This window comes from Burkholderia sp. MSMB1459WGS (assembly GCF_001534535.1).
Classification (GTDB): domain Bacteria; phylum Pseudomonadota; class Gammaproteobacteria; order Burkholderiales; family Burkholderiaceae; genus Burkholderia.
In genome coordinates this window covers 103,239-128,067 of sequence record NZ_LPMU01000003.1, presented here as the reverse complement: position 1 = coordinate 128,067, position 24,829 = coordinate 103,239, and the positions used below count along the sequence as shown (strand labels likewise).

Here is a 24,829-nt window from a genome sequence, read left to right as displayed (position 1 = left end):
GGTGTTACATCAGCAGCTGACGCGACAGCACCTCGCGCGCCTGGGTGACGGTCTCGCGCTCGCCCGGCAACGGCGGCGTCAGCGAAAACACCGCGTCGGGCAAAGGCGGCAGCCGGTATTTCGTGCCGAGCCGCATCAGGCCGTCGCCGATCGCCGACGCGCACAGGCAGCCGACCCCGAGCCCCGCCGCGAGCATCGACTGCAAGCCCGCGACACCCGACGCGCTGTGCACGAGCGCGTACGGCGTGTGCCGTTCGTCGAGCGAGCGCACCGCGACCTGATGCATCATGCAGTCGTCCGGCAGCAGCACCAGCGGCAGCGGTTCGGGCAACTGTTCGGCGAGCGCGGGCGACGCGACCCACGACAGCGGCTCGCGCCGCAGCACCCAGCGCGTGTCGGCCGACGCCGGCCGGAACGGCCCGCTCGACATGTTCATCACGACGCCGAGGTCGATCTGCCCGCGCGCGTGCGCCGCCTCGATATCCGCGCTCTTCATCGCGCTCACGTGCAGGCTCAACTGCGGGTAGCACTCGCGCAGCCGCGCCAGCATGCCCGCCACTTCGTTCGTGCGGTAATAGTCGGTGATCGCGACGCGCAGTTCGCCCTTGATCGCCTGCCCGCGCAACTCGTCGAACGCCGCCTCGTTCAACGCGACGATGCGGCGCGCGTGCTGCAGCAGCCGCGAGCCGGCCGGCGTCGGCTCGACGCCGCGCTTGCTGCGCACGAACAGCGGCACGCCGGCGCGCGATTCGAGCTTGCGCACCTGCTCGCTGACCGTCGATTGCGACAGGTGCAGCAACGGCGCGGCTGCCGTGAGGCTGCCGGCATCCGCGACCGCCGCGAAAGTGCGCAACTGATCCAGATCGAAACCGCGCATCGTCATTCCTCATCCATCGATTAACCCGATGGATGCTACCACTCTTTCCCGCTTTTCCGAACCATTGGCGATGCCCAGAATAATGGGGCAACGGCCTGCCTGGCCCCATCACCCATCAGGCCCCTAATTTTTCGGATCCTTCATGACGAACAACACCCTTGCTTCCTGCGCGCCTGCCGGCGCGGCTGCCGCGACGCCACGCAGTCACCACGGCTGGGCGCTCGTGGTCTTGCTGGTCGGCGCCATTCTGCCGCCGCTCGACTACTTCATCGTGAACCTCGCGCTCCCGGCCATTCGCGACGGCATCGGCGCACGCCAGGCCGAGTTGCAACTCGTCGTATCGGCCTATGCGTGCGCGAACGCGGTCGTCCAGATCACCGGCGGGCGTCTCGGCGACCTGTACGGACGCAAACGCATGTTCATGATCGGCATGGCCGGCTTCGTGTTCGCGTCGACGCTGTGCGGGCTCGCCGGCAACGGCACGGTGCTCGTCGGCGGCCGCGTGCTGCAGGGCCTGTTCGCCGCGATCCTCGCGCCGCAGGTGCTCGCGACGATCCGCAGCGTGTTCAGCCCGCAGGAGCAGGTGCGCGTGATGGGCTTCTACGGGTTCGCGTTCGGCCTCGCGGCCGTGATCGGCCAGCTCGGCGGCGGCGCACTGATCAGCCTGCATCCGTTCGGGCTCGGCTGGCGCGCGATCTTCCTCGTCAATCTGCCGATCGGCATCCTGGCGTTGATCGGCAGTTGGCGCTTCATCCCGGAAAACCGCGCGCCGCGCGGCCAGCGCATCGACGTGCCGGGCACGGTGCTGATGTCGCTGTTCCTGCTGATGCTCGTGTACCCGCTCACGCACGGTCGCGAAGCCGGCTGGCCGCTGTGGATGATCGCGTGCGGCGTCGGCGCGCTGCCGATGCTCGGCGCGCTGCTGACGGTCGAAGCGCGCCGGCTCGCGCGCGGCCACGATCCGCTGCTCGACGTGCGCCTGTTCCGCAACCCGGTCGTCGCGCTCGGGCTGCTGCTCGCGTTCCTGTTCTACATGCTGAGCGCGTTCTTCCTGAGCTACGGGATCTATCTGCAGGGCTGCCTGAACTGGTCGCCGCTCGCGTCCGGGTTCGCGATCCTGCCGCTCGGGCTCGGCTTCCTCGCGAGCCCGCTGCTGATGCCGCGCCTCGTCGCCCGCTTCGGCGGATATCGCGTGCTCACGCTCGGCTTCGCGATGCTCGCGGCCGGCGTCGCGAGCGCCGCCGCGCTCGCCCGCGACGGCGCGCCGGGGCCCGGCTTCTATGCGGGCATCGCGGCGATCGGCATCGGGCAAGGGCTCGTGCTGCCGTCGGTCGTGCGGATCGTGCTCGCGGAAGTCGATGCGGCCCGCGCCGGTGTCGCGTCGGGAATGGTCAGCGCGATGCTGCAGATCGGCGCGGCGGTCGGCGCCGCGACGATCGGCGGCGTGTTCTTCGCGCGGCTCGGCATGCATCCGGCCGCACTCGATTACGTGCAGGGGTTCAGGGCGTCGATGTTCACGCTGACGGTCGTGTTGCTGGTCTGCATTGCGCTGTCGATGGCGCTGGGGCCGCTGCATCGGCGGCTGCATGCGGATGCGTGACACGGAGCACGCGACGAAACGGCATCGTCAGCCCGACGCGGACCGGACAACAGGCGCGAGACAGGTGCGGCGCGGCACCTCGCCGGCCTCCGGTTCATCGGTGAGGCTCGCGCTGCGCGTGCCGCGCCTCCCATTCGGCCAGCTCGACGCGATAGCGTGCGAGCGCTTCGTCATACAGGTCGAAGACGCACGGCGAGCAGCCGCTGTTGCAGCAGTCTTCCAGTTCGGGTTGCACGGGTGGGGTCGGACGGGGATCGTCGACGGACGAATCTCCGGAAACTTGGTTCGGCACGGCGTGTTCCGGTAATGTGGAGTGGTCAGTATAGGGCGATCCGGGCCGCCGCCGCGTTCGGCGGGCCGGGCGGATCGACGATGAACGCGTCCGCCATGGCGCGATCGCCGGGTGCGGCACGCCGCTGCGGTCGCCCCGTTCCGTCCCACAGGAGCTGCGCGATGGCCGAAGCCGTGAATCCACCGGAAGTCTGGGCGCCGTTCGGCGCGTTCTCGATGGCCGTGATCCAGGGCGACGGCCGGATCGTGCATCTGAAGGGACAGATCGCGCTCGACCGCGACGGGCAGGTCGTCGGTGCCGGCGACATGCGCGCCCAGGTTCGCCAGACGCTCGAGAACATCCGCGACGTGCTGGCCGCACTGGGCGGGCAAATGCGCGACGTGATCTCGCTCGTCCATTACGCCACCGACATCGACGCATTCATGCAGGCGGGCGACATCCGCAACACCTACTTCGCCGAACCCTATCCGGTGACGACGACCGTTCAGGTCGAGCGGCTCTACCATCCCGACCTGCTGATCGAGATCGCGGCCATCGCCGAGATTCCGCTGGCGCGGTTTCGTCGTCCGCTGTCGCATGCGTGAAGAGCATCGGGCCCGCGTGAAAACGCGCGCCGGTCGAGGCTTTGCCGACCGGCGCGCGCTTGCTTGCACCCCGCTAGCCTACTTCGCGGGCGCGCCCGGCTTCAGCGCCGCCGGCTTGTCGGCCAGCGGCTGCCACGCGGCGCCGAGCGAATACCAGTCGACGCGGCGCGTGAGCGTCATGATGCCGGCGAGAATCGCGAACAGCAGCAGCGAACCGAGCATCAGCGCATTGTCCTCCGACAGCAGCAGCCCGTAGAGCGCCGCGTACAGCATCGCCAGCAGCGCGGTGAACGTCGCGCCGCGCTTCACGCTGTGCAGCACGAACGACAGATAGAAACCGAGCAGCCCGATGCATGCGCCGCTCGCCGCGAGATACGCATAGCCGAACGCAATGTGCTCGGACAGGCTCAGCAACAGCAGGAAGAACAGCGCGAGCGACAGGCCGACCAGCGTGTACTGGATCGGGTGAATGCGCAGCCGCTTCACGAGCTCGTACATGAAGAAGCTCGCGAACGTGAGCATCACGAACAGCGCACCGTATTTCGTCGCGCGTTCGGCCTGCAGATAGACGTTCACGGGTTCGATCACCGATACCGACGCCATCTCGATCCCGCCGTCGCCGTTGCCGGACGCCACCTGCTCGCGCGCCTTCGTGTTGAACGACGTCACGTGCCAGTTACTGACGAAGCCGCGCGCATCGATCGTGCGCTCCGCCGGCAGGAATTCGCCGCCGAAGCTCGGATGCGGCCACGTCGATTTCAGCGAAAAGTCGTTCTGGTCGCCCACCGGCGCGAACGCGACCGATTCCGCGCCCGCGAGCGGCAGGCCGATGCTGAACGGCACGACCGTCGCCCCGGCGTTTGCGTCCGCCAGCGCCGCGAGATCGACGTTCGCATGCACGCCCTGGCGCAAGCCGTCGAGCCGCGTACCCTGCTCCACGTCGATCCGCTTGCCGCCGATGCGCAGATCGGGCTGCGCCTTCAGCCCGCGAAGGTCACCGATGCCGAGCGCGACATAGGCGTCGTCGACCTTGAAGCTCACGTGGCCGTCGGCTTGCGGCAGCTTCTTCAGGTCCGGCAGCGGCAGCGTGCCCGTCATCCGGCTGTCGAGCCCGTACACGAGCGCCTTGTGAATGCCGCGATAGCGCACGCTGACCGACAGCGTGCCGTCGACCTTCAGCGTCTTCGGGAACACGAGCAGCCGCTTCGCCTCGCTTTTCAGGGTGGTTTTCGCCTTGCCGCCGGCGCGTACGTCTTCGCTCACGCGCGTGACTTCCGTGTAACGGACGACGAGCACCGGCCCCGTCACCGTCTGCGGCCCCGCGTAGCTCGCCCAGATGCTCTGCAGCGCGCTTTGCCGATAGTCGGCGCGTTCCCGCACGATGCTCTGGACCATCTGCAGCGGGATCAGGATCGCCAGCGCGAGAAGCGCGGTGATCATGGACTTGAACAACAGGACTCGATTCATTGCTGGCAGGTACCGGAGTGGAAGGTACGGTCAGCATGAGCGGCCCCGGTGAAGGGCGATTGAAGCCGGCGTGAAGTGAATGTGTGGCGGGTGTGAAGCGCGCGGTCAGCCCGCCGACGGCAACGTGAGCGTCGCACATGCGCCGCCTTCCGCCCGGTTCGCGAGCGCGACCTGGCCACGGTGCAGCATCGCGACTTCGCGCACGAAACACAGCCCGAGGCCCGTGCTGCGATCCTGCCCGTCGGGGCGCGGCAGCGAATAGAAACGTTCGAACACGCGCGACAGCGCATAGTCGGGCACACCGGGGCCGTCGTCCGCAACGCGCACGACCGCGACGTGCGCCCTGCCCGCCGGCCGCCGCTCGAGCGCGATCCGGATCGTGCTGCCCTGCGGCGCGAAATCCAGCGCGTTGTCGAGCAGGTTGCCGAGCGCCTGCCGCAGCAGGAACGGATCGCCGTCGACGACCGCCGCACCGCCCCCGTCGGCCGCATCGTTCGCATCGATGTGCAGGCTCACGCCGCGCTGCCGCGCGCGCGGCTCGATATCGTCGACGAGCTGTTCGAGCACCGGCCGCAGCGCGACCGGCTCGTGCACCGACAGGCGCTGCTTCTGCTCGACCTCGGCCAGCGCGAGCAGCTTGCGGATCATCTGTTCGAGGCGGCCGGCCTGACGGCGGATGTTCTCGGTGAAACGCCGGCGGTTCGCGACCGGCATGTCTTCCTGCAGCAGCTCGGCCGCGCCGCTGATCGCGGCCAGCGGGCTTTTCATCTCGTGCGTGAGCGTATGGATGTAGGTTTCGACGTACTGCCGGTCTTCCAGCCGCTGATGCATGCTTTCCACCGCGCGTCCGAGCTCGGCCAGCTCGTTCGCGCCCTGCAGCGGCATCGACGCGCGCTCGCCGGCCGCGATCGCGCGCGCATAGCGCTGCAGGCGCCGCAACCCGAGCACCAGCCACCACGTGCACGCGGCGCCGATCAGGATCGCGCCGCCCATCAGCAACGCGCCGTACAGCATGATCTTGCGCTGGCTGCGCGCGATGAACGGCGCGACCGTCTGGTTCGGCTTCGCGATCGTCAGCACGCCGATGATCTCGTTGCCGCGCCGGATCGGCGCCGCCACGTGCATCACGGTGCTGCCGTCGTCGTTCGGATCGCTGCGCGTGCTGCGTGCGCCGTATTCGCCGCGCAGCGTCCGGTACACGTCGTTCCAGCGCGAATAGTCCTGCCCGACCGCGCTGCCGGCCGAGTCGTAGCGCACGATGCCGTGCGCGTCGGTGATGTAGAGACGGTAGCCGATCGCGTTCTTCTGGATGCCCCACACGTTCGCGCTGACCGGGCGCTCATGCAGTTTCCCGAGCTGCCGCGCGAACGCGCCGTCGGCGATATGCCCGTTCGCCATGTCGTCGGCGGCCAGCGTCGCCAGCACCTGCGCGGTATCGACGAGCGTGTCCTCCATCGCTTCGCGCACGCCGGGCTTCACCTCCTGCACGAACACGCGCAGCGTGATCAGCGCGGCCAGACCGACGATCAGGAAAAAGCCGAAGAAGATGCGCAGGCCGATATGCATGGCGGTGCCGGTCGTTACGGTTGCAGCGAATAACCCATTCCGCGGTGCGTGCGGATCGGGTCGCGCTCGGGATCGATCGCACGCAGCTTCGCGCGCAGCGTCTTGATGTGCGTGTCGACCGTGCGATCGGTCGAATCGAGCGCCTCGTGCCACACGAGATCCATTAGTTGTTCGCGCGAATAGATGCGCCCCGGATGCCGGACCAGCAGCGCCAGCAGCCCGAATTCGTAGCGCGTGAGGTCCAGCGCGTGGCCGAGCCACGACACGCGTGCACCGTCGGCGTCGAGCGCGAAGCCGGGGGCGACCGGTGCAGACGCGTCCGCCGGCGCGGATGCGGGCGCCGGTTCCGGCGTGGCCGCCCGATGGAAGCGGCGCAGGATCACGCGCACCCGCGCGGCCAGCTCGCGCGGCGAAAACGGCTTGACGACGTAATCGTCGGCGCCGATCTCGAGCCCGACGATGCGGTCGATCTCGTCGTGCCGCGCGGTCAGGAAAATCACCGGAATATCGGTGAACGTGCGCAGCCGCCGGCATACCTCGAAGCCGCTGAGGTCCGGCAGGCCGACGTCGAGCACCACGAGATCGACACGCGTGTCGCGCAGGCGGTCGAGCGCCGCCTGCCCGAGCGTGCAGTGGACGGTCTGCATGCCGTCGGTGCCGAGGGCGTAGACGATCGTGTCCGCGATCGCCTGTTCGTCTTCGACGATCAGGATGGTGGGCTGAGTCATGGTCTCGGGTTCGGGTCGCGCAATCCGGTGCGACATTGTACGCACGGCGGCCCCGGCGAGCCCTTGCCCGGCGCGCTATGCGACGCGCCCGCTCACCGGAATCGACGCACCGGTGATCGCCTGCGCGTCGTCCGACAGCAGGAATCCGATCGTCGCCGCGAGCTGTTCCGGCCGCACCCAGCGCGAGAAGTCGGCGTCGGGCATGTCCTTGCGGTTCGGCGGCGTGTCGATGATGCTCGGCAGCAGCGCGTTCACGGTCACGCCGCGATCGAGCAGTTCCGCCGCCAGCGCCTCGGTGAGCCGCGCGACACCCGCCTTCGCGGCCGCATACGCGCCCATCCCCGCGCCGGCCTTGAATGCCGCGCCCGCGCCGATGTTGACGATGCGGCCGGCCCGGCTCGCCACCAGGTACGGCAGCGCGGCCTTCGACGCGTTCAGCGCCGTCTTCACGTTCAGTTCGTACATGCGGTCCCACGTGGCGGCGTCGCCGTCGGCGATCGTCTGCCACGCGAATGCGCCGGCGATGTTCAGCAGCGCGTCGACCCGGCCGAATTCGCGGTTGACCGTTTCGAGCGCCTGCGCGGCGGCCTGCGGATCGACGAGATCGATGCCGCCGATGCGCAGCGCATCGGCCGGCACGCCGGGCAGCGCCTGCGCCGCCGGGGCCGCGCCGCGGCCGATCAGCGCGACGCGTGCGCCGCGCTCGCCGAGCCACGCGGCCGTCGCGACGCCCAGATGACCGAAGCCGCCGGTGATCGCGACTGCCTTGCCTTTCAGGTCGTGTTCCATCGATGTGTTCTCCTGGATCGAGGGTGATTGGATGAAATGCCGACAGCGTAGCGCCGTTCACGCGTTCGTGCGCACGGCGACGAGGGTGCGGAGATGCGGTTCGCCCGTCGTTTCGCCGTGATTGTCGGGCGCCGGCGCGGCGGCGGCATCGCGAGACGGATCCAGTCCATGCACCGCCGGCGAAGCCCGACGAGCGCGCAGCCGGACGGCCGGGCATAATGCGCGATGCCCGCCACGCGCGGCGCGCGGCACGGCAGCCGGGCCGCCCGGCCCGGCGGCCCGTGTCGCCGCCGACCCGCATCCCGAACCTCAACCCGTCAATCCCATGCAAGTACTCGTCATCGGAACCGGCAAGCTCGCCCACGAGCTGCTCGGCTCGCACAAGCTCGACCCGGCCACCTGCCGCGTGATGCCGTGGTCGGACGGCACGCGAACCGACGCCCGGTCGATCGTCGTCCATGCCGGCTCCGGCCGCGAACTCGCCGCGGCGATCGCGTTCTGCCAGGCCACCGCGTCGCCGCTCGTCGAGTTGTCGACCGGCTCCGACCTCGAAACCGGAACGTACGGCTTTCCGGTCGTGCTGTGTCCGAACACGAACATCCTGATGCTCAAGTTCATGAGCATGCTGGAAACCAGCGGCCACCTGTTTCGCGACTGCGCAATCAGCGTGACCGAATCGCATCAGGCCGGCAAGACGTCCGTGCCCGGCACGGCCGTCGGCATCGCCCAGGCACTTGGCGTGCAGCCGGCAGCCATCCGCTCCGTGCGCGACCCGGCCGTGCAGCGCAGCGAATTCGGCATTCCCGACGATCAGCTCGGCCGCCACGCGGTTCACCGGATACGCATCGACGACGGCGCATGCAGCCTGCAGTTCGAATCGCGCGTATCCGGTGCGACGCCCTATGCGGACGGCGTATCGCGCATCGTCGAGGCCGTCCGGCAACACGATCTCGAGCGACGTCGCTATTCGATCGTCGAATTCATCCGCAACGGCTGGCTGTAGTCGCGGCGGCGGCGGGCACGGCCGCGCATCGCGCGGGCCGCACGCCCATGCCGGCACGGCCTCGCCACAACCGCCGCCCTCGCTGGCCCACCGCTACCCGTCCCCCAGCACCGCCCCGCTCTCCGGCAAGGTCGCCCCGCCGTCCACGACGATCGTCTGCCCGGTGATGTACGCCGCGTCGGCCGATGCGAGAAACAGCATCGCGTTCGCGACGTCCTCCGGCTCGCCCATCCGTGCCAGCGGAATGTCGCGCGCGATTTGCGCCGCGACCGACGCATCGCCGAGATTGCCGGCCGCCGGCGTGCGGATCATCCCCGGTTCGACGCCGTTGACCGTCACGTTGCGGCGCGCCAGCTCCAGTGCCGCCGCCCGAATGAAACCGTTCACGCCGGCCTTCGACGCCGCGTAATGCGCAAGCCCCGGATAGGCGACGCGCGGCCCCGTCACCGACGACGTGACGAGCAGCCGCCCGGCCCCCGCGCGCTCGAACGCCGGCAACGCGGCCTGCGCGAGCCAGAACAGCGCCGACAGGTTGACCGACAGCGTGCGCTCGAGCGTCGGTTCGTCGATCCGCGCGAACGGCGTCAACGGAAAATACGCGGCATTGTGGACGACGACATCGAGCCGGCCGCCGTCGCGCTCGACTGCCGCAACGAGCGCACCCAGCTCGTCCCGACTCGCGGCATCGACCCGATACGCGCGTGCGTCGCCGCCCGCGCTGACCAGGGCGTCGGCCTGCGCGCCTGCCGCGTCGCCGTTCAGATCGGCGAGCGCGACGAACGCGTCGGATTCCGCGAAACGGCGGGCGATCGCCGCGCCGATTCCTTGCGCGGCGCCCGTGACGAGCACGACGCGCCCGCTGAAGTCCGCACGCACGCGGCCGCTGCCCAGCATGGCTGTCATCGCTGCCCCTCGCCGCCGAGCGGGTGCACGGTTTCGTTCAGTACCTGCGCGTAAGCGCCGATCGGGAAATTCGACAGCGTGCCGAAATCGCCGCCCTGATAGCCGAAGATCTTGCCGTCGGTCTTGCGCTGCGCGAGATCGATCAGCACGACGCCGAGCGTCGGCACCACCTTTTCGCGCCACACGAACAGATACAGCTCGTCCGCGATCCTGAAGTAATGACAGCGGTCGACGTCGGCCAGCCCGCCTTCGACACCCTGCAGGCACTGCCACGCGTAGAAATTCTCGTTCAGGTAGATGTGCTCGTAGCATTCGGTCGGGCTGTAGCGGTACATCGTCCGCTTGCCGATCAGCTCGCGCGTGGCCGCATGCAGCGGCCCCGGCCGGGTGTGGCCGGCGAGCGTGCCGTGCCGGAATTGCGCATCGACGGCCGTCAGCGGCAGCCCGCGCGCGACGCGCGTAAACGCATCGATGCGCGTGTCGGCTTCCGTGGGCAGCGTACCGACGACCGACGTCCACACGCCGGCGTCGAGATCGATCACGAGGCTCACCGATGTCGCGCGTGCGGTGGCATCGATGTAGTCGACGAAGTACAGGCCGTCGCGCAGCCGCGTCACGCGGCACGGTGCGCGGCCGCCGGTATCGGTCGCCGCATCGCGCCATTGCAGCGCGCCCGGCTCGAACGTATGGACGCGCCACACGCCCGATGCGTCGCCGAGCACCAGCGTCCGCCCGACGAGCGCGTCGACGGGTGCGAGGACGTTCGCTTCCGGCGCGAAGCCGTCCGCGAGCGCGCCCACCTGAATGAATACCGGGTCCTGTCGTTCCACCTGCCGTCTCCCGCGCAGCTTCAGGCCCGGCGGGCCGTGTACGCTGCTCATGCGCACATGGTGCGGGCTGCGCGCGCCGCGCGGTATCCGCCAAAAGGATGAAGGGCGCGCGGCGCCGGAACGCGCTAAAGTGCACGTGATCCGCGCCGCGACCGGCGCGAGGAGCGCACATGCACCGTGTCATCCATTACCGACGCAGCGACGAAGGCATCGAGGCAATCAGCCTCGAATCCGATCGCGCGTTTCCGCGCCACGCGCACGACGAATTCGGGGTCGGCGTGATCGTCAGCGGTGCGCACCGGTCGTGGAGCGGCCGCGGGCAAGTCGACGCGCTGGCCGGCGACGCGATCATGGTCAACCCCGGCGAGATGCACGACGGCTTGCCGCTCGAGGCCGGCACCGGCCGGCGCTGGCGGATGCTGTACCTCGCCCCTGCGCTGGTCGCGGGCGTCGCGGCGGAAGAAGGCCTCGGCGGCGTCGAGCTCGCGCACCCGGCCGTGCGCGACGCGCGGCTCGCGGCCGCGGTCGGCCGGCTGCATGCGCGCATCGTCGCAGGCGAAACCCAGCCGCTGGCCCGCGACGAAGCGCTCGTGATGCTCGTCGCCGGTTTGCTCGCCCGGCACGCCAACCGCACGCTGCCGGCGGCGGGCGTCGCGCCGGCGGTCCGCGTCGCCCGCGAACGGCTCGACGCAGCGCCGGGCGCACCCGTGTCGCTCGCCGAGCTGGCCGACCTGAGCGGCGTCAGCCGCTTCCAGCTGTTGCGCGGCTTCGCGCGCGAGCTCGGCATTACGCCACATGCATACCTGGTTCAGCAGCGCACGCGGCTCGCGCGTGCGCTGCTGGCCGGCGGCCTGCCGATCGCCGATGCCGCAGCCGAGGCCGGCTTCGCCGATCAGAGCCACCTGACGCGCGCGTTCGCGCGCCAGTTCGGGATCACGCCGGGGCGGTTCATGCAGGCGGGTTGAGCCACGCTATCGCCCGCGCAGTTCGAGGCCGCCGGGCGCACTGCATTCGCAGGCGATTGCCGCGTCGACGGCAGCCGCGCCCCCATTGCGCCCGTCCACATCGACGGCACACCGCATCGACACCTCTCCGTGCTGCAATTTCGTTCAAGACGCACCCTGCGCGGGGCGCGACGATGCGGCACATGAAGACACGACTGATCGGCTATCTCTATCTCGCCGCCGCGATGGCGGGCGTCGGCAGCACCGTCGTCGCGAGCCGTCTCGCGGCCGGCGGCCTGCCGCCGTTCGCGGCCACCGCGCTGCGCTTCCTGATCGCGACCCCGCTGCTGTTCGCGCTGATGCACGCGCAGCGCTTGCGCTGGCCGCGCATTTGCGCACGCGACGCCGTGCTGCTCGTGATCCAGGCCGCGGCGGGCGGCGTCGGCTATACGGTGCTGCTGATCAGCGGCACGAAGCTGTCGTCGCCGCTCGATGCGGGCGTGATGCTCGGCACGCTGCCGGCCATGTCGACGCTGATCGCGGCCGTCGTGCTGCGCGAGCGGCAGACGCCGCGCGACTGGCTGGCCGCCGCGCTCGCCACGGCCGGCGTGCTGTTCGTCACGTTCGCGCCGGGCCACGCGATGCCGTCGCTCCAGACACTTGCCGGCGATGCGCTGGTGCTGGCGGCCGTCGCATGCGAAGCGGTCTTCATCCTGCTCAACCGGCGGCTCGCCGCGCCGTTGCCGCCGCTCGCGCTTTCCACCGCGATGTCGGGCCTCGGCTTCGTGCTCGCACTCGTGCCGGCCGCGTTCGAATGGCATGCGCTGGCGAGCGGCTGGACCGTCGGCGCCGTGTCGGCGATCGCGTACTACGCGTTGATTCCGACCGTGCTCGGCTACCTGTGCTGGTATGCGGGCTCGGCGCGCACGAGCGGCACCGAGGCGGCCCTGTTCACGGCGGTCGCGCCGGTTTCGGCCGTGCTGTTCGCGGTCGCGCTGTTCGGCGAAACGCTGACCGGCACGCGTGTCGCCGGCATCGCGCTCGTCGTCGCCGGCATGCTCGTCGGCGCGACGCGACGGCGCAGGCCGTCCGTCGAATCACGCGGGACGCTCGCAGCGCAGACCGCCACCGACTGACTCGCGTTCATCGCGCGTCCCGCGGAAACGGCGGCGGCCTCCTTCCGTCGCATCGCCCGCCGATTCCCGCCTTTCCGCGACGTAACCGGCGCTGTAGGAATGTGTCCGCGCACCGCAAAACCGTTGCGCGCGACTGCGCAAGATGCAATATTCGCGTGGCCCGCCCCTTTGACAACCCTCGAACGACAATCCCCACGCAATGAACAGGAAGGAAGCCAAAACAAGAATCGCGGTTCTGCTATCCGCGGGAACGAGGAAGGCCGACGCGCTGGCCGAACTGTCCGGACAGGGGCTCAAGGATCGCGTGCTCGCGCACCTGATCGCGTCGCGCCCGGATCCCGAACGCTGCCGCAAGAACAAGGTGCACATCCGGATCCTGATCGGCCTCGGCGTCGCCCAGTTGGTCATCAGCCTGATGCTTGCGTACTACTTCTTCGCGTCCGGCGCCGGCGGCGTGCTCGTCACCGTCTTCCTTGCGTTGACCGTGCCGCTGTCGTTGCTGTTCATCTGGGGATTTGCGACCCATCGTGTCGGCGCGTATCACGCGTTCATCCTGCTGTCGCTGCTGCAGATGCCGAAGACCGTTGCCGATCTCGGGCGCGATCCGGCGTCCGCGCTGCCGAGCCTCGCGATCACGGTCGTGCTCGTCGGTTACGTGTGGTTCGTCCGCAACCGGCTGTTCCCCGACTACGGCTGGTTCACGCCGCGCAAGGTCGAAGGCCGCTACGCGTTCGTGGAACGCGCCTGACGCCACCGACGTCGCGTCGGGCGCAAAAAAGGCGCCGGGCCTTCCCGCCATCGCGGAAAGGCCCGGCGCCTTCTGCATTCCGGAACCGATCGGCTTACTTCGCCTTTTCAGCCGAATCGCTGATCGCCTGGCCACCCTTCGAAATGTCCTGGCCCATGCCTGCGACCGTGTTGCAACCGGCGAGCGCGGCGGTCACCACCAGCAGCATTGCAGCAATCGTACGCGTCATTCTCATTCTCCTTCGAATCAACAAGCCCGACCGGGCGAATCGTTTGTGGCATGGCGCCCGGCACGCTGCCGGCACGGGGCCTGACCTGATTATACGGAGACGCGCGCCGGTGCGGCCTCGCCGAGTGTCCTGCGCGCCACACCCCGCGCGCTCGCAGATTTTTCTTGACTTCATCGCGGCACCAACTAATATACGCATCGCGTATATTTTCCGCCAGGAGCCGCCGATGACCGTTCCCCAGCAAGCCTTCCTCCGCGACGCGATGCGCCGCCTCAACATGACCCGCGAGGCATTCGCGAATCGCATCGGCGTCAGCCGGCGCGCACTGGATACCTGGCTGCTTCCGGACGATTCGCAGGAATCGCGCGGCATGCCGGAGATCGTCGAGCGTTTCGTGTCGGAAATCGTCGAACGCTCGGCGCCCGACGGCGAGAACTATACGCAAAGCGTAGACAAACAAGGGCTCGCGAAGCAATTCCTGTTCGAAGGCAAGCCGCAATTGATCTCGGTCGACCAGTTCTCGCGGGATTCGGTCGAGGCGCTGTTCCGCGTGGCCGATGTCATGCAGCCCATCGCGCGACGCCACAAGATTTCGCGCGTGCTCGAAGGCGCCGTGCTCGGCAACCTGTTCTTCGAAGCCAGCACGCGCACGCGCGTGTCGTTCGGCGCGGCCTTCTGCCGGCTCGGCGGCTCGGTGTGCGATACGACGGGCTTCACGTTCTCGTCGATGGCCAAGGGCGAATCGATCTACGACACGAGCCGCGTGATGGCCGGCTACGTCGACGCGCTCGTGATCCGCCATCCGGAAAAAGGCTCGGTGGCCGAATTCGCGCGTGCGACCAACCTGCCGGTGATCAACGGCGGCGACGGCCCCGGCGAGCACCCGAGCCAGGCGCTGCTCGACCTCTATACGATCCAGCGCGAGTTTTCGCGGCTCGGCAAGATCGTCGACGGCGCGCACATCGCGCTGGTCGGCGACCTGAAGTACGGCCGCACCGTGCACTCGCTCGTCAAGTTGCTCGCGCTGTACCGCGGGCTGAAGTTCACGCTCGTGTCGCCGCCGACACTCGAAATGCCGGCGTACATCGTCGACCAGATCTCGACGAATGGCCATGTGGTCGAGCAGACGACCGACCTCGCGGCCGGCCTGCGCGGCGCGGATGTCGTCTATGCGACGCGGATCCAGAAGGAGCGCTTCACCGACGAGTCGTTCGAAGGCTACACGCCGGATTTCCAGATCAACCAGGCGCTCGTCGACTCGGTGTGCAAGCCCGACACGCTGATCATGCACCCGCTGCCGCGCGACAGCCGGCCGGGCGCGAACGACCTGTCGGTCGACCTGAACCGCGACCCGCGTCTCGCGATCTTCCGGCAGACCGACAACGGCATTCCGGTGCGAATGGCGATCTTCGCGGTATTGCTCGGCGTCGAGAATCTCGTCCAGCATTCGATGCGCGACGCGACGTGGCGCCCGCCGGCATACCTCGGGCCGGAGGATGCGGTGTTTCACGGAATCGACTGACGCCGCACCGGAGTGTCGTGCCCGCCTGCCATTGCCTGGGGCAGCGGGCACGCTTGCCCGATTCGACACGCGCCGCATTGCACGGCGCGTTTTTCATTTCGGCGCGATTTATGGAGGCTGCAACCGGACGCTGCCGCACCCACGGATCGATCGCTCGAAGCCCCGCCGCGGCGAACGGCGCGACGTCTCGCGTGGCGACGATCGGGCCGTTCGCGTGGGCTGATCGGTCGTTTCCCGCCGGCCAACCGCCGCCATCCCTCCGCAACATTCGTCAACCATTCCCTTACAAACGCTAACAAGAACGCTTCTCATTCAAACAAAAATTACATAGAATGCCGCCTGAAAACAAATCGTAATAATTCCCGGCGGCATGCACATTTCCGCAGTGCCGGGGCCATACCGCGAGGTCGAAGCGCACCATGAAGTCCCGTCCCGACGAGCTGAAGCTCGGTAAATTCACCACCCTGTGCAGCGTGCTCGCCGCGAGCCCCGCGTTTGCCGACGGCACGCCGCCCGCGGCGCCCGCCAGCACCGAAAGCCACCTCGCGCCGATCGAGATCCAGGGCAAGACCGAGCACAGCTACAAGGCCGACTTTTCCGCTTCCGCGAAATTCACCGCGCCGCTCGTCGACACGCCGAAATCCGTCACCGTGATCCCGCAGGAACTGATCCAGAGCAGCGGCGCGGCAACGCTGACCGAAGCGCTGCGCACGGTGCCGGGCATCACGTTCGGCGCCGGCGAAGGCGGCAACCCGCTCGGCGACCGTCCGTTCATCCGCGGCTACGACACGCAGGGCAGCATGTTCGTCGACGGCATGCGCGACACGGGCGCCACCACGCGCGAGATCTTCAACACCGAGCGCGTCGAGATCACCAAGGGTTCCGATGGCGCATACGGCGGCCGCGGCGGCGCCGGCGGCAGCATCAACCTGATCACGAAGGCCCCGCATCTCGGCACGACGGCCGCCGCGAGCGCGGGCCTCGGCACCGACCGCTATCGCCGCTTCACCGCCGACGGCAACTGGCAGTTCGCCGATCACGCCGCGTTCCGCCTGAATCTGATGAGCCACAACAACGACGTCGCCGGCCGCGACGCCGTCAACAACGAGCGCTGGGGTGTCGCGCCGTCGATCGCGTTCGGCCTCGGCACGCCGACGCGCGTGACCGCGAGCTACTACCACCTGCAGACGGACGACATGCCCGACGGCGGGATCCCGTACTTCTACACGACGTCGAACAAGCCCGCGAACGTCGGCACGATCTATCCGGCGCCGGTCGATCGCCACAACTTCTACGGCCTGGTCGACCGCGACTTCCGCAAGACCACGTCGGACATCAGCACGATCAAGATCGAGCACGACATCACGCCGAACCTCACGGTGCGCAACACCACGCGCTACACGGAATCGACGCAGGACTACATCTGGACGCAGCCGGACGACAGCCAGGGCAACGTGGTGAACGGCAAGGTCTGGCGCCGCAACAACAACCGCAACAGCTCGATCAACAGCCTCGCGAACCTGACCGAACTGTTCGGCGAATTCCGTACCGGCCCGTTCAAGCACAGCTTCACGACGGGTATCGAGCTGTCGCGCGAATGGGGCAAGCGCGATTCGTACACGGTCGCGACCGACAAGGGCACGATCTGCCAGAAAGGCATCGGCGCGCCGTCGGGCTACAACTGCACGAGCCTCTGGTCGCCGAATCCGAACGACCCGTGGGCCGGTTCGATCACGCGCAACAACGACTACGCGCATGCGCGCACGACGACGAAGTCGATCTACGGCTTCGACACGATCGAGCTCACGCCGCGCTGGCAGGTGAACGCCGGCGTACGCGTCGACGACTACTCGACCCGCTTCACCGATACCAAGGCCAACGGCGGCAAGACCTATACGCGCGACGACACGCTGTTCAACTGGCAGGCCGGCCTCGTATTCAAGCCGGCGCGGAACGGCAGTATCTACGCGTCGTATGCGACGTCGTCGACGCCCGCCGGCATGCTGCTCGGCGAAGGCAGCGAAACGCAGTCGCTCACGCCGGGCCGCGGCGGCGTCGGGCCGAACGCCGACCAGATGGCGCCCGAGAAGAACCGCAGTATCGAGTTCGGCACGAAGTGGAACGTGCTGAACGACAAGCTGTCGCTGACGGCCGCGCTGTTCCAGATCGATACGACGAACGCACGCGTGACGCTGCCGAACAATCAGTACGCGATGGTCGGCAACAAGCGCGTGCAGGGCCTCGAGCTCGGCCTCGCCGGCCAGATCACGAAGCAGTGGCAGGTGTTCGGCGGCTATACGTACATGAAGAGCGCGCTGCGCGACAACGGCAAGGACGCCGCGAACAACGGCAACCGCTTCCCGAACACGCCGAAGCACAGCCTCACGATGTGGTCGAACTACGACGTCACGCCGAAGTTCACGGTCGGCGGCGGCGCGTTCTACATGTCGGAAGTGTTCGGCGATCCCGCGAACCTGCGCGCCGTGCCGTCGTACTGGCGCTTCGACGCGATGGCGCAGTACCGGATCAACAAGAAGCTCGACCTGCAACTGAACGTGAACAACCTGTTCAACCGCACCTACTTCGATCAGGCGTATCCGGCGCACTATGCGTCGATCGCCCCGGGCCGCTCGGCGTTCGTCACGCTGAACGCGCGCTACTGATCGATGCAAGCCGTATCGATGAAGGCGCTCGCGTCGGTATCGCCGCGCGCGTTCGCCGACATCCTGGCCGGTCCGCCCGAGCGCGCCGCCGCGTGGGTCGCGGCAGCGGCCGACCACGGCATCGTCGACGCGCAGGCCGTCTACGGGCAATACCTGCTCGACGGGCACGGCGTCGCACGCGATCCGGCCGCCGCATTCAGCTGGTTCCGGCACGCGGCGCGAGCCGGCCACCCGATGGCGATGAACATGCTCGGGCGCTGCTACGAGTTCGGCTGGGGCACGGCCGCGTGCGCGCCGGTCGCCGTGTACTGGTACCGGCTCGCCGCGCACGCGGGCCTCGACTGGGGCATGTACAACTACGCGACTGCCCTTGCGCTCGGCAACGGCGTCGACGAGAACCGCGCCGACGCGCTCGACTGGTTCCGCCGCGCGGCCGCGCTCGGCCATGCGAAATCGATCAACCTGATCGGCGGCTTCTACGAGGACGGCTGGGTCGTACCCGTCGACACCGACGCCGCGTTCGACCACTATCGCCGCGCCGCCGTTGCCGGCGACTTCCGCGGCCAGTTCAACTATGCGCGGCTGCTCGCCGAGCGCGGGCGCGTCGACGAAGCGCTCGTCTGGCTCGCGCGCGTGCCGGCCACCGCGACACCCGCGTTCATCGCGAAGATGCGTGCGTATCTCGTTTCGTCGCCGGTCGACGCTTTTCGTGCGGCGGCCATGCAACTGGCGCCGCACGAAATGGAATCCACATCATGATGCTTCATATCCCCGGCGTACTGACTCGAGCGCAAGTCGCGCAATGCCGCGACCTGCTCGATGCCGCCGAATGGGTCGACGGCAACGCGACGTCCGGCGCGCAGTCGGCGCTCGCGAAACGCAACCGGCAATTGCCGGAAGGCTCGCCGGCCGCGCGCGCGGTGGGCGACGCGATCCAGGACGCGCTCGCGCGCCATCCGCTGTTCTTTTCGGCGGCGCTGCCGCTCAAGGTGTTTCCGCCGCTGTTCAATCGCTATGAAGGCGGCGAAGCGTTCGGCACGCACGTGGACAACGCGATCCGGCTGCTGCGCGGCACGGATTTCCGCGTGCGCAGCGACCTGTCGGCGACGCTGTTTCTCGAGGAGCCCGAAGCGTACGACGGCGGCGAGCTGTGCGTGGAAGACACGTACGGCGTGCATCGCGCGAAGCTGCCGGCGGGCGATCTCGTGCTGTATCCGGCGTCGAGCCTGCATCACGTGACGCCGGTGACGCGAGGTGAACGCGTCGCGTCGTTCTTCTGGATCCAGAGCATGGTGCGCGACGATGGCGACCGCACGCTGCTGTTTCAGCTCGATACGCAGATTCAGGCGCTTTCCGCCGAAAAAGGGGCGAAGGATCCGGTGGTCATTTCATTGACCGGGATTTATCACAACCTGTTGAGGAAGTGGGCGGACGCGTAGCGCGAGCCGGTCACGCCCCGGCGCTTGCGCCGCGTCGAAAAGCAGGTCTAAAATGACCATCGTCAAATGACCATGCTCATATCATGATGCCGCACGCTCCCGTATCGAAATCCGAATTCAAGGCTCGCGCACTCGAATACTTCCGGCTCGTCGAGGCGTCGGGCGAGAGCCTGATCGTCACCGACCACGGCAAACCGACGCTCGAGATCCGGCCGTATCGCTCGCGCGAAACTCAACCGTTGGACATATTGCGCGGTTCGGTCATGCGCTACGACAATCCTCTCGATCCGATTGCGGAAGATGATTGGGAGGCGTCGCGGTGATCGTGCTGGATACACATGCATTGGTGTGGTGGGTAGCGGGCGACCCGGCGCTCAGCAGGAAGGCGCGAAGCGCGATCGATCGTGCACGGAGCGAAGGCGCGCTCGCCGCATCCGCCATCTCCGCGTGGGAAATTGCGATGCTGGTGCGCAACGACCGCCTCGCACTGACGATGGATGTCGACGCATGGCTCGCCACCGTCGCGCAGATCGACGGCATGCGCTTCGTGCCGGTCGATGCCGACATCGCCGCGAAATCCACCGATCTACCCGGCACGTTCCACAAGGATCCGGCCGATCGCATGATCGTCGCGACCGCGCGGCGGCTCGGCGCGCCGCTCGTCACCCGCGACGAAAAAATCCGCGCGTACGCGCACGTCAAGACGCTCTGGTGAGCGTTGCCCGCCCGCGGGTCGAACCGCGGCGCACCTTCCGCCAGACTCCAGCATATTGGCGATTCGTCTGACCAAACGACCGCGGCCGCCCCTCTCGATATCGGTGCGTGGCCCGCAACCGTCCTCGTGCCATTGGCCCGCTACCGTGATACCGCTCTCCGATGCCGCCGTCCGGTCGATCGCCCTGCGGGAGTCGCACGAACGGTTCGTCGATCTCTCGTTCGGCGATCGTCATTGGGCCGTCATGCAGAACGAATCGCACGCAATTTACGGTCCTGTCGACGAACGCATGCTCGACGTATCGTCGCGATGACGGTTTTCCCGATCCGACACGCGTGACCCGGTAACATCCTCACTTGCCGATCCGCGTGTGCTCCCGCACAATCGCAGCACCTGCCTCACTCCCCTCGCGCCGATGTCCTATGCGTCACTCGCCACCGGCGTCCTGCTCGCCGGCGGCCTTGGTCAACGCTTCGACCCGAGCGGCCTGCACAGCAAGCTGCTCGCTCGGCTTCCCGACGGCACGCCGGTGGCGGTCGCCGCCGCCCGCCGTCTCGCGGCCGCCACCGCCGACGTGATCGCCGTCGTGCGTCCCGGCGCCGAAAAGCTTGCGATTTTGCTGAACGAAGCCGGCTGCCAGGTCGTTTATGCACCCGACGCGTTGCGCGGCATGGGCGCGAGCCTCGCGGCCGGCGTCCGCACCACGCCCGACGCGAGCGGCTGGCTCGTCGCGCTCGGCGACATGCCATGGATCGCGGCGTCCACTTACGAAACGGTCGCACGCGCGCTCGAAGCCGACCACGCGTCGATCGTCGCGCCCGCGCATCGCGGCGTGCGCGGCCATCCGGTCGGTTTCGCCGCGCACCATTTCGATGCGCTCGCCGCCCTCGACGGCGACACGGGCGCCCGCGCGCTGCTCGCCAGTGCACCGGTGACACTGCTCGACGTCGACGACCCCGGCATCCTGCGCGACGTCGATACACCCGCGGATTTGCGCTGACGTCGATTGCGCAGGCCCGCACGTTCCCGCACGAACCCCGCCGATCGGCGGATTTCCGCGACGATCGACCACCCGCCGCAAGAATCCCGCTGCAAACCCGCGCCCGATTGGCTATAACGGAGACGAGGCGCGTCCGCCGCGCCACCGCCGTCACGCACCGCGCGAGTTCTCCATGAGCGATCACACGACCCCGACGCCCGAGCCACCGGCCGACCCGAACCGCGATCCGGAAAACGATCCGTTCTCGTCGCCGCCCGGTCATCACGACAACCCGCAGCAGCCGGACGAACCGCCGAGCAAGGATCCGGTCTAGCGCGCCGGCCGCTTTGCGAACGCGACCCGCTCCTCGCGCGACTGCGGTCTAGCGTGCCGTATAGCCGCCGTCGATCGGCAGCGACACGCCGCTGATCATCGACGCCGCATCGCTCAGCAAAAACAGGATCGGTTCGACGACTTCGTCCGGCTCCGCGAATCGGCCGAGCGGAATCGCGGCCAGCATCGGCGCGCGCTTCTCCGGGTCGCTCCATGCGAACTGCGCCATCGGCGTGAGCGTGACGGTGGGGTTCACGCTGTTCACACGAATGCCGTGCGGCCCGAGCTCGATGCACAGCACGCGCGTGATCGCGTCCATCGCCGCCTTCGACGCGCAATAGCTCAGATGCGCGGGCAGGCCGACGAGCGCGGCCTGACTCGACACGTTGACGATGCTGCCCCGGGCGTGCGCCGCGCCGCGTGCGTCGCGCTCGATCATCTTTCGGGCCACGGCCCGCGCGACGAGCGCCGCGCCGCGCGCATTGACGGCCATCACGCGATCGAAATGCGCGGCGCCGACATCGAGCGCCGGTTCGAGCGACGCGATCCCCGCGCAATTGACCAGGCCGTCGAACGCGTCGTATGCAGCGAGTGCGGCATCGATCGCGCGTTCGTCCTCGCCGACATCCATGCGCAACGTCTCGCACGCAATCTCGCCGGCGAGCATATCGAGCGCGGCCATGTCGCGCCCCGCCGCGACGACGCGCGCGCCGGCGTGCGCCAGCGCGACTGCGCACGCGCGGCCGATTCCGCTCGATGCGCCCGTGACGAGCACCGTTGACCCGCCGAAATCGAATCGTGTGTTCATGATGGTGTGCCCAGCCCGTGCATGATCGGCTTGAGTGCCGGATACAGCGCCGTGTACAGCGAAAAACGCGCGTCGTACGTTTTCGCGCGGTCGGCATCGGGCCGTGCGCGCTCGACGAGCGTGACCCAGCCGCCCTGCGCGTCGTCGCGCGACACGAGCCCTGCTCCGACACCCGCAAGCAGCGCAGCCCCCATCGCGGCTTCGACGTCCTGCTCGATCGTCCATACCGGGAAACCCGTCACGTCCGCGATGATCTGCATCCACAGCGCCGAATGCGCGGCGCCGCCGACGACGATCAATCGATCGTCCAGCGTCACCGCGCCACGGCGGCCGGCCTCGATGTTGTGGCGCAACGCGAACGCGACCCCTTCGAGCACCGCACGATAAAGATGCGCACGCGTATGCGCGAGACTCAGCCCGACGAACGCGCCGCTCGCCTTCGCATCCCACACCGGGCTGCGCTCGCCCATCAGATACGGCAGGAACAGCACGCCGTCGGCGCCGGCCGGCACACATTCGGCCGCTTCCTCGAGCAGCGCATGCGGATCGCCGTGCGGCAGCAGGCGCGCCGCATCGACTTCCGCATGGCAGAACTGATCGCGAAACCACGCCACCGACGCGCCGGCCGCGATCGCACCGCCGAACACGTACAGGTCGCGCTGCCCGTCGAACACGTGCGGCATGCTGACGAGGCCATGCCGCGCATCGACGTGCCGGTTCACGTAGCCCCAGCACATGCTGGTGCCGATCATCGCGACGTGCTGCCCGGCACGCGTCGCGCCGGCCGCGAAGGTCGCCACCGCCGCATCGACGCCGCCCGCGACGACGGGCGTGCCGGCCGGCAGCCCGAGTTGCGCGGTCCATTGCGACAGCAGACCGCCGACGATGTCCGTCGAATCGACCAGCCGTTCCGGCATCATCGTCGCCGGAATGCCGAGCATGTCGAGCGCGTCGTCGGACCATTCGCGGCGTGCGACGTCGTACACGCCGCCGATATTGCCGGCCGAACTGTGATCGACCGCCACTTCGCCGGTCAGCAGGTAGATCACGTACGCGTTCGGCGGCAGGAAGTAGCGCACGTTCGCCCATACGTCCGGCCGCCGGTCGCGCAACCACAGCATCTTGGTGAACCCGTAGTAGCTGTCGACGCCGTTGCCGGTGATCACGCGCAGCCGCTCGACATTCACGTGCTCGTTGACCCAGTCGACTTCCGCGGTCGCGCGCCGGTCCATCCAGATCAGGCACGGATGCAACGGCCGCATGTCGATGTCGACCGGGATGCCCGAGCCGCCGTACAGGCTGCTCACGCACACCGCACGGATCGCATCGGCCGGCACGCCCTGCGCACGCGCATCGCTCACGCAGCCGGCGATGCAGTCGAGCACCGCGTCGAACCACACCTGCGGCCACTGCTCGGCCCACAGCGGGCGCGGCGTATCGGGCTGGTAGCCGGCCGAGCGCCGCGCGACGATCGTGCCGTGCCGGTCGACCAGCAGCGCCTTGGTGCTCTGCGTGCCGATGTCGACGCCTATGACGTATTCCATGATGTCTCCGGTGAGGCGCGCGCCGGCCGTCAGCGGGCCGGCTTCAGCAGCACCTTGATCGATTCGGGCGATTTCGCGACGCGGATCGCATCGTCCCAGTCCTCGAGCGCGAAGCCGTGCGTGACGATGCCCTTCGACGTGACGAGCCCGCGCGCGAGCAGATCGATCGCGACCGGATAGCAGTATGGCCCGAGATGCGCGCCGCGCACGTCGAGCTCCTTGCGGTCGCCGATGATCGACCAGTCGACGGTCGCATCCTCGCCGAACACGCTGAATTCGACGAAGCGGCCGAGCTTGCGGATCAGGTCGAGCCCCTGGTTCACGCCGACCGGCGCGCCGGTCGTCTCGATGTAGACGTCGCAACCGTAGCCGTCGGTAAGGGCACGGACGATCTCGCGCGCATCGTCGCGCCGCGGGTTGATCGTCACGTCGGCGCCGTACTGCCGCGCGAGTTCGAGCCGTTCGTCGATCAGGTCGATCACGACGAGCTTCTTCGGCGTCTTCAGGTGCGCGACCTGCGTCATCATCAGCCCGAGCGGGCCCGCGCCCGCGATCACGACGACGTCGTCGAGCTGGACGTCGCCGCGGTTCACGGTATGGATCGCGCACGACAGCGGCTCGATGATCGCCGCATCCTCGAGCGATACGCCAAGCGGGATCTTGTGGACGATCGCGGTCGGCGGAATGCGCATGTACTCGGCCATTCCGCCGTCGGCGACTTCACGCTGGAAGCCGAAGATGTTGTGCACCTCGCACATCCAGTACTGGCCCGACTTGCAATAGCGACACTTGCCGCACGGCACGATCTGCTCGGCGATCACGCGATCGCCCATCGCCACGCCGAAATGCTCGGCCGCGCCGTCGCCGAGCGCTTCGACATGGCCGAAGAATTCGTGGCCGGGGATCACCGGCGCCTTCACCCACGGGCTCGGTCCGCCCCAGAACATCTTGGCGCCGGTATAGCACTTGCAGTCGCTCGCGCAGATGCCGCACGCGGCGATGCGGATCACGAGCTCGTTCGTCCCGGGGTGCGGCTTCGCGACCTGTTCGACGCGATAGTCCTCGGGGCCGTGGCAGACGACCGCGGTCATGCGCGGCTGGGCTTCGGGTGTCGTCATGAGTTGTCTCTT

26 protein-coding genes and 1 pseudogene are annotated in these 24,829 nt (G+C 68.4%); 14 read left to right on the top strand and 13 right to left on the bottom strand.

Annotated elements, in window-relative coordinates; translation table 11 throughout:
• Nucleotides 1-4: 4 nt before the first annotated feature.
• A complete protein-coding gene (locus tag WT97_RS01380) occupies nucleotides 5-877 on the bottom strand; it encodes a LysR family transcriptional regulator (protein ID WP_060352696.1) in 873 nt (290 codons plus the stop codon).
• Nucleotides 878-1,019: 142 nt separating this feature from the next.
• On the opposite strand from WT97_RS01380, the gene WT97_RS01375 reads away from it, so the two are divergent.
• The gene (locus tag WT97_RS01375) at nucleotides 1,020-2,477 is read left to right on the top strand and encodes an MFS transporter (RefSeq protein ID WP_060352669.1); all 1,458 of its coding nucleotides are present in this window, start codon (nucleotides 1,020-1,022) and stop codon (nucleotides 2,475-2,477) included.
• A gap of 94 nt (nucleotides 2,478-2,571) precedes the next feature.
• Here WT97_RS01375 and WT97_RS01370 read toward each other — a convergent pair whose 3' ends face one another.
• Complete coding sequence (locus WT97_RS01370) at nucleotides 2,572-2,769, bottom strand: oxidoreductase-like domain-containing protein (RefSeq protein WP_059502687.1); 198 nt, start codon at nucleotides 2,767-2,769, stop codon at nucleotides 2,572-2,574.
• 161 nt (nucleotides 2,770-2,930) lie between these two features.
• On the opposite strand from WT97_RS01370, the gene WT97_RS01365 reads away from it, so the two are divergent.
• On the top strand, nucleotides 2,931-3,353 hold the full coding sequence (locus WT97_RS01365; RefSeq protein WP_060352668.1) for a RidA family protein: 423 nt from the start codon (nucleotides 2,931-2,933) through the stop codon (nucleotides 3,351-3,353).
• Between the two features lie 78 nt (nucleotides 3,354-3,431).
• Here the strand turns inward: WT97_RS01365 and creD are convergent, their stop codons facing one another.
• The 4 genes from creD to WT97_RS01345 all read right to left on the bottom strand — a co-directional run bounded on the left by creD (nucleotide 3,432) and on the right by WT97_RS01345 (nucleotide 7,903).
• Nucleotides 3,432-4,820, bottom strand: a complete 1,389-nt coding sequence (creD, locus tag WT97_RS01360) for a cell envelope integrity protein CreD (protein ID WP_060352667.1) — start codon at nucleotides 4,818-4,820, stop codon at nucleotides 3,432-3,434.
• A gap of 105 nt (nucleotides 4,821-4,925) precedes the next feature.
• A complete protein-coding gene (gene creC / locus WT97_RS01355; RefSeq protein ID WP_059502681.1) occupies nucleotides 4,926-6,386 on the bottom strand; it encodes a two-component system sensor histidine kinase CreC in 1,461 nt (486 codons plus the stop codon).
• 14 nt (nucleotides 6,387-6,400) lie between these two features.
• The gene (gene creB / locus WT97_RS01350) at nucleotides 6,401-7,114 is read right to left on the bottom strand and encodes a two-component system response regulator CreB (RefSeq protein WP_059502679.1); all 714 of its coding nucleotides are present in this window, start codon (nucleotides 7,112-7,114) and stop codon (nucleotides 6,401-6,403) included.
• 75 nt (nucleotides 7,115-7,189) lie between these two features.
• Nucleotides 7,190-7,903, bottom strand: coding sequence for an SDR family NAD(P)-dependent oxidoreductase (locus WT97_RS01345; RefSeq protein WP_059502678.1), 714 nt, complete (start codon nucleotides 7,901-7,903; stop codon nucleotides 7,190-7,192).
• A gap of 325 nt (nucleotides 7,904-8,228) precedes the next feature.
• Here WT97_RS01345 and WT97_RS01340 point away from each other — a divergent pair, with 325 nt between their 5' ends.
• Nucleotides 8,229-8,906, top strand: a complete 678-nt coding sequence (locus WT97_RS01340; protein ID WP_060352666.1) for a dihydrodipicolinate reductase C-terminal domain-containing protein — start codon at nucleotides 8,229-8,231, stop codon at nucleotides 8,904-8,906.
• A gap of 93 nt (nucleotides 8,907-8,999) precedes the next feature.
• Here WT97_RS01340 and WT97_RS01335 read toward each other — a convergent pair whose 3' ends face one another.
• Together WT97_RS01335 and WT97_RS01330 are read right to left on the bottom strand one after the other, a co-directional pair.
• The gene (locus WT97_RS01335; protein WP_059789134.1) at nucleotides 9,000-9,809 is read right to left on the bottom strand and encodes an SDR family oxidoreductase; all 810 of its coding nucleotides are present in this window, start codon (nucleotides 9,807-9,809) and stop codon (nucleotides 9,000-9,002) included.
• Nucleotides 9,806-10,639: a molybdenum cofactor biosynthesis F family protein gene (locus WT97_RS01330; RefSeq protein ID WP_060352694.1), complete on the bottom strand. Its 834-nt coding sequence runs from the start codon at nucleotides 10,637-10,639 to the stop codon at nucleotides 9,806-9,808. The genes WT97_RS01335 and WT97_RS01330 overlap by 4 nt, the downstream gene beginning before the upstream one ends.
• Before the next feature lie 170 nt (nucleotides 10,640-10,809).
• On the opposite strand from WT97_RS01330, the gene WT97_RS01325 reads away from it, so the two are divergent.
• The 3 genes from WT97_RS01325 to WT97_RS01315 all read left to right on the top strand — a co-directional run bounded on the left by WT97_RS01325 (nucleotide 10,810) and on the right by WT97_RS01315 (nucleotide 13,467).
• Nucleotides 10,810-11,604 (top strand): AraC family transcriptional regulator, encoded by a 795-nt coding sequence (locus WT97_RS01325; RefSeq protein ID WP_059502672.1) that lies wholly within the window; start codon nucleotides 10,810-10,812, stop codon nucleotides 11,602-11,604.
• 182 nt (nucleotides 11,605-11,786) lie between these two features.
• Entirely contained in the window at nucleotides 11,787-12,719 is a 933-nt protein-coding gene (locus tag WT97_RS01320; protein ID WP_060352695.1) for a DMT family transporter, read from the top strand.
• A 199-nt stretch (nucleotides 12,720-12,918) separates the two neighbouring features.
• Complete coding sequence (locus WT97_RS01315; RefSeq protein WP_059502670.1) at nucleotides 12,919-13,467, top strand: hypothetical protein; 549 nt, start codon at nucleotides 12,919-12,921, stop codon at nucleotides 13,465-13,467.
• Between the two features lie 94 nt (nucleotides 13,468-13,561).
• On the opposite strand, the gene WT97_RS01310 is transcribed toward WT97_RS01315, so the two are convergent.
• Nucleotides 13,562-13,696, bottom strand: coding sequence for an entericidin A/B family lipoprotein (locus tag WT97_RS01310; protein ID WP_034204471.1), 135 nt, complete (start codon nucleotides 13,694-13,696; stop codon nucleotides 13,562-13,564).
• Between the two features lie 226 nt (nucleotides 13,697-13,922).
• Here WT97_RS01310 and WT97_RS01305 point away from each other — a divergent pair, with 226 nt between their 5' ends.
• Nucleotides 13,923-15,218 (top strand): aspartate carbamoyltransferase, encoded by a 1,296-nt coding sequence (locus WT97_RS01305; RefSeq protein ID WP_059502668.1) that lies wholly within the window; start codon nucleotides 13,923-13,925, stop codon nucleotides 15,216-15,218.
• A gap of 133 nt (nucleotides 15,219-15,351) precedes the next feature.
• On the opposite strand, the pseudogene WT97_RS35085 reads toward WT97_RS01305, so the two are convergent.
• Nucleotides 15,352-15,441, bottom strand: a pseudogene (locus WT97_RS35085) (VapC toxin family PIN domain ribonuclease); the annotation flags it as partial.
• Between the two features lie 196 nt (nucleotides 15,442-15,637).
• Here WT97_RS35085 and WT97_RS01300 point away from each other — a divergent pair.
• The 7 genes from WT97_RS01300 (at nucleotide 15,638) to WT97_RS34465 (ending at nucleotide 21,348) form a co-directional block, all read left to right on the top strand.
• Complete coding sequence (locus tag WT97_RS01300) at nucleotides 15,638-17,881, top strand: TonB-dependent siderophore receptor (RefSeq protein WP_060352665.1); 2,244 nt, start codon at nucleotides 15,638-15,640, stop codon at nucleotides 17,879-17,881.
• A gap of 3 nt (nucleotides 17,882-17,884) precedes the next feature.
• Nucleotides 17,885-18,640 carry a tetratricopeptide repeat protein gene (locus tag WT97_RS01295; protein ID WP_060352664.1) on the top strand — a complete coding sequence of 252 codons (756 nt, stop codon included), beginning with the start codon at nucleotides 17,885-17,887 and terminating at the stop codon, nucleotides 18,638-18,640.
• The gene (locus tag WT97_RS01290) at nucleotides 18,637-19,320 is read left to right on the top strand and encodes a Fe2+-dependent dioxygenase (RefSeq protein WP_059789135.1); all 684 of its coding nucleotides are present in this window, start codon (nucleotides 18,637-18,639) and stop codon (nucleotides 19,318-19,320) included. The genes WT97_RS01295 and WT97_RS01290 overlap by 4 nt, the downstream gene beginning before the upstream one ends.
• A gap of 83 nt (nucleotides 19,321-19,403) precedes the next feature.
• On the top strand, nucleotides 19,404-19,643 hold the full coding sequence (locus WT97_RS01285; RefSeq protein WP_034204466.1) for a type II toxin-antitoxin system Phd/YefM family antitoxin: 240 nt from the start codon (nucleotides 19,404-19,406) through the stop codon (nucleotides 19,641-19,643).
• A complete protein-coding gene (locus WT97_RS01280) occupies nucleotides 19,640-20,035 on the top strand; it encodes a type II toxin-antitoxin system VapC family toxin (protein WP_034206140.1) in 396 nt (131 codons plus the stop codon). Before WT97_RS01285 ends, WT97_RS01280 begins: the two co-directional genes overlap by 4 nt.
• A 415-nt stretch (nucleotides 20,036-20,450) precedes the next feature.
• Nucleotides 20,451-21,035 (top strand): NTP transferase domain-containing protein, encoded by a 585-nt coding sequence (locus WT97_RS01270; protein WP_059793321.1) that lies wholly within the window; start codon nucleotides 20,451-20,453, stop codon nucleotides 21,033-21,035.
• A gap of 172 nt (nucleotides 21,036-21,207) precedes the next feature.
• On the top strand, nucleotides 21,208-21,348 hold the full coding sequence (locus WT97_RS34465; RefSeq protein ID WP_175888605.1) for a hypothetical protein: 141 nt from the start codon (nucleotides 21,208-21,210) through the stop codon (nucleotides 21,346-21,348).
• Between the two features lie 48 nt (nucleotides 21,349-21,396).
• On the opposite strand, the gene WT97_RS01265 is transcribed toward WT97_RS34465, so the two are convergent.
• Genes WT97_RS01265 through WT97_RS01255 form a run of 3 tightly spaced genes read right to left on the bottom strand, consistent with a single transcriptional unit; the run spans nucleotide 21,397 to nucleotide 24,817 of the window.
• Nucleotides 21,397-22,155, bottom strand: a complete 759-nt coding sequence (locus tag WT97_RS01265) for an SDR family oxidoreductase (RefSeq protein ID WP_059502659.1) — start codon at nucleotides 22,153-22,155, stop codon at nucleotides 21,397-21,399.
• A complete protein-coding gene (locus WT97_RS01260; protein ID WP_060352663.1) occupies nucleotides 22,152-23,699 on the bottom strand; it encodes an FGGY-family carbohydrate kinase in 1,548 nt (515 codons plus the stop codon). The genes WT97_RS01265 and WT97_RS01260 overlap by 4 nt, the downstream gene beginning before the upstream one ends.
• A 29-nt stretch (nucleotides 23,700-23,728) precedes the next feature.
• A complete protein-coding gene (locus tag WT97_RS01255; RefSeq protein ID WP_059502655.1) occupies nucleotides 23,729-24,817 on the bottom strand; it encodes an alcohol dehydrogenase catalytic domain-containing protein in 1,089 nt (362 codons plus the stop codon).
• Nucleotides 24,818-24,829: the final 12 nt, after the last annotated feature.

Bases quoted from the DNA above. Each gene is read 5' to 3' on its own strand.
- WT97_RS01255 (WP_059502655.1), bottom strand. From the start codon at position 24,817: ATGACGACACCCGAAGCCCAGCCGCGCATGACCGCGGTCGTCTGCCAC.
- WT97_RS01300 (WP_060352665.1), top strand. From the start codon at position 15,638: ATGAAGTCCCGTCCCGACGAGCTGAAGCTCGGTAAATTCACCACCCTG.
- WT97_RS01320 (WP_060352695.1), top strand. From the start codon at position 11,787: ATGAAGACACGACTGATCGGCTATCTCTATCTCGCCGCCGCGATGGCG.
- WT97_RS01325 (WP_059502672.1), top strand. From the start codon at position 10,810: ATGCACCGTGTCATCCATTACCGACGCAGCGACGAAGGCATCGAGGCA.
- WT97_RS01310 (WP_034204471.1), bottom strand. From the start codon at position 13,696: ATGACGCGTACGATTGCTGCAATGCTGCTGGTGGTGACCGCCGCGCTC.
- creB (WP_059502679.1), bottom strand. From the start codon at position 7,114: ATGACTCAGCCCACCATCCTGATCGTCGAAGACGAACAGGCGATCGCG.
- WT97_RS34465 (WP_175888605.1), top strand. From the start codon at position 21,208: ATGAGCGATCACACGACCCCGACGCCCGAGCCACCGGCCGACCCGAAC.
- WT97_RS01285 (WP_034204466.1), top strand. From the start codon at position 19,404: ATGATGCCGCACGCTCCCGTATCGAAATCCGAATTCAAGGCTCGCGCA.
- WT97_RS01365 (WP_060352668.1), top strand. From the start codon at position 2,931: ATGGCCGAAGCCGTGAATCCACCGGAAGTCTGGGCGCCGTTCGGCGCG.
- WT97_RS01295 (WP_060352664.1), top strand. From the start codon at position 17,885: ATGCAAGCCGTATCGATGAAGGCGCTCGCGTCGGTATCGCCGCGCGCG.
- WT97_RS01290 (WP_059789135.1), top strand. From the start codon at position 18,637: ATGATGCTTCATATCCCCGGCGTACTGACTCGAGCGCAAGTCGCGCAA.
- creC (WP_059502681.1), bottom strand. From the start codon at position 6,386: ATGCATATCGGCCTGCGCATCTTCTTCGGCTTTTTCCTGATCGTCGGT.
- WT97_RS01315 (WP_059502670.1), top strand. From the start codon at position 12,919: ATGAACAGGAAGGAAGCCAAAACAAGAATCGCGGTTCTGCTATCCGCG.
- WT97_RS01265 (WP_059502659.1), bottom strand. From the start codon at position 22,155: ATGAACACACGATTCGATTTCGGCGGGTCAACGGTGCTCGTCACGGGC.
- WT97_RS01270 (WP_059793321.1), top strand. From the start codon at position 20,451: ATGTCCTATGCGTCACTCGCCACCGGCGTCCTGCTCGCCGGCGGCCTT.
- WT97_RS01260 (WP_060352663.1), bottom strand. From the start codon at position 23,699: ATGGAATACGTCATAGGCGTCGACATCGGCACGCAGAGCACCAAGGCG.
- WT97_RS01335 (WP_059789134.1), bottom strand. From the start codon at position 9,809: ATGACAGCCATGCTGGGCAGCGGCCGCGTGCGTGCGGACTTCAGCGGG.
- WT97_RS01340 (WP_060352666.1), top strand. From the start codon at position 8,229: ATGCAAGTACTCGTCATCGGAACCGGCAAGCTCGCCCACGAGCTGCTC.
- WT97_RS01380 (WP_060352696.1), bottom strand. From the start codon at position 877: ATGCGCGGTTTCGATCTGGATCAGTTGCGCACTTTCGCGGCGGTCGCG.
- WT97_RS01305 (WP_059502668.1), top strand. From the start codon at position 13,923: ATGACCGTTCCCCAGCAAGCCTTCCTCCGCGACGCGATGCGCCGCCTC.
- creD (WP_060352667.1), bottom strand. From the start codon at position 4,820: ATGAATCGAGTCCTGTTGTTCAAGTCCATGATCACCGCGCTTCTCGCG.
- WT97_RS01345 (WP_059502678.1), bottom strand. From the start codon at position 7,903: ATGGAACACGACCTGAAAGGCAAGGCAGTCGCGATCACCGGCGGCTTC.
- WT97_RS01375 (WP_060352669.1), top strand. From the start codon at position 1,020: ATGACGAACAACACCCTTGCTTCCTGCGCGCCTGCCGGCGCGGCTGCC.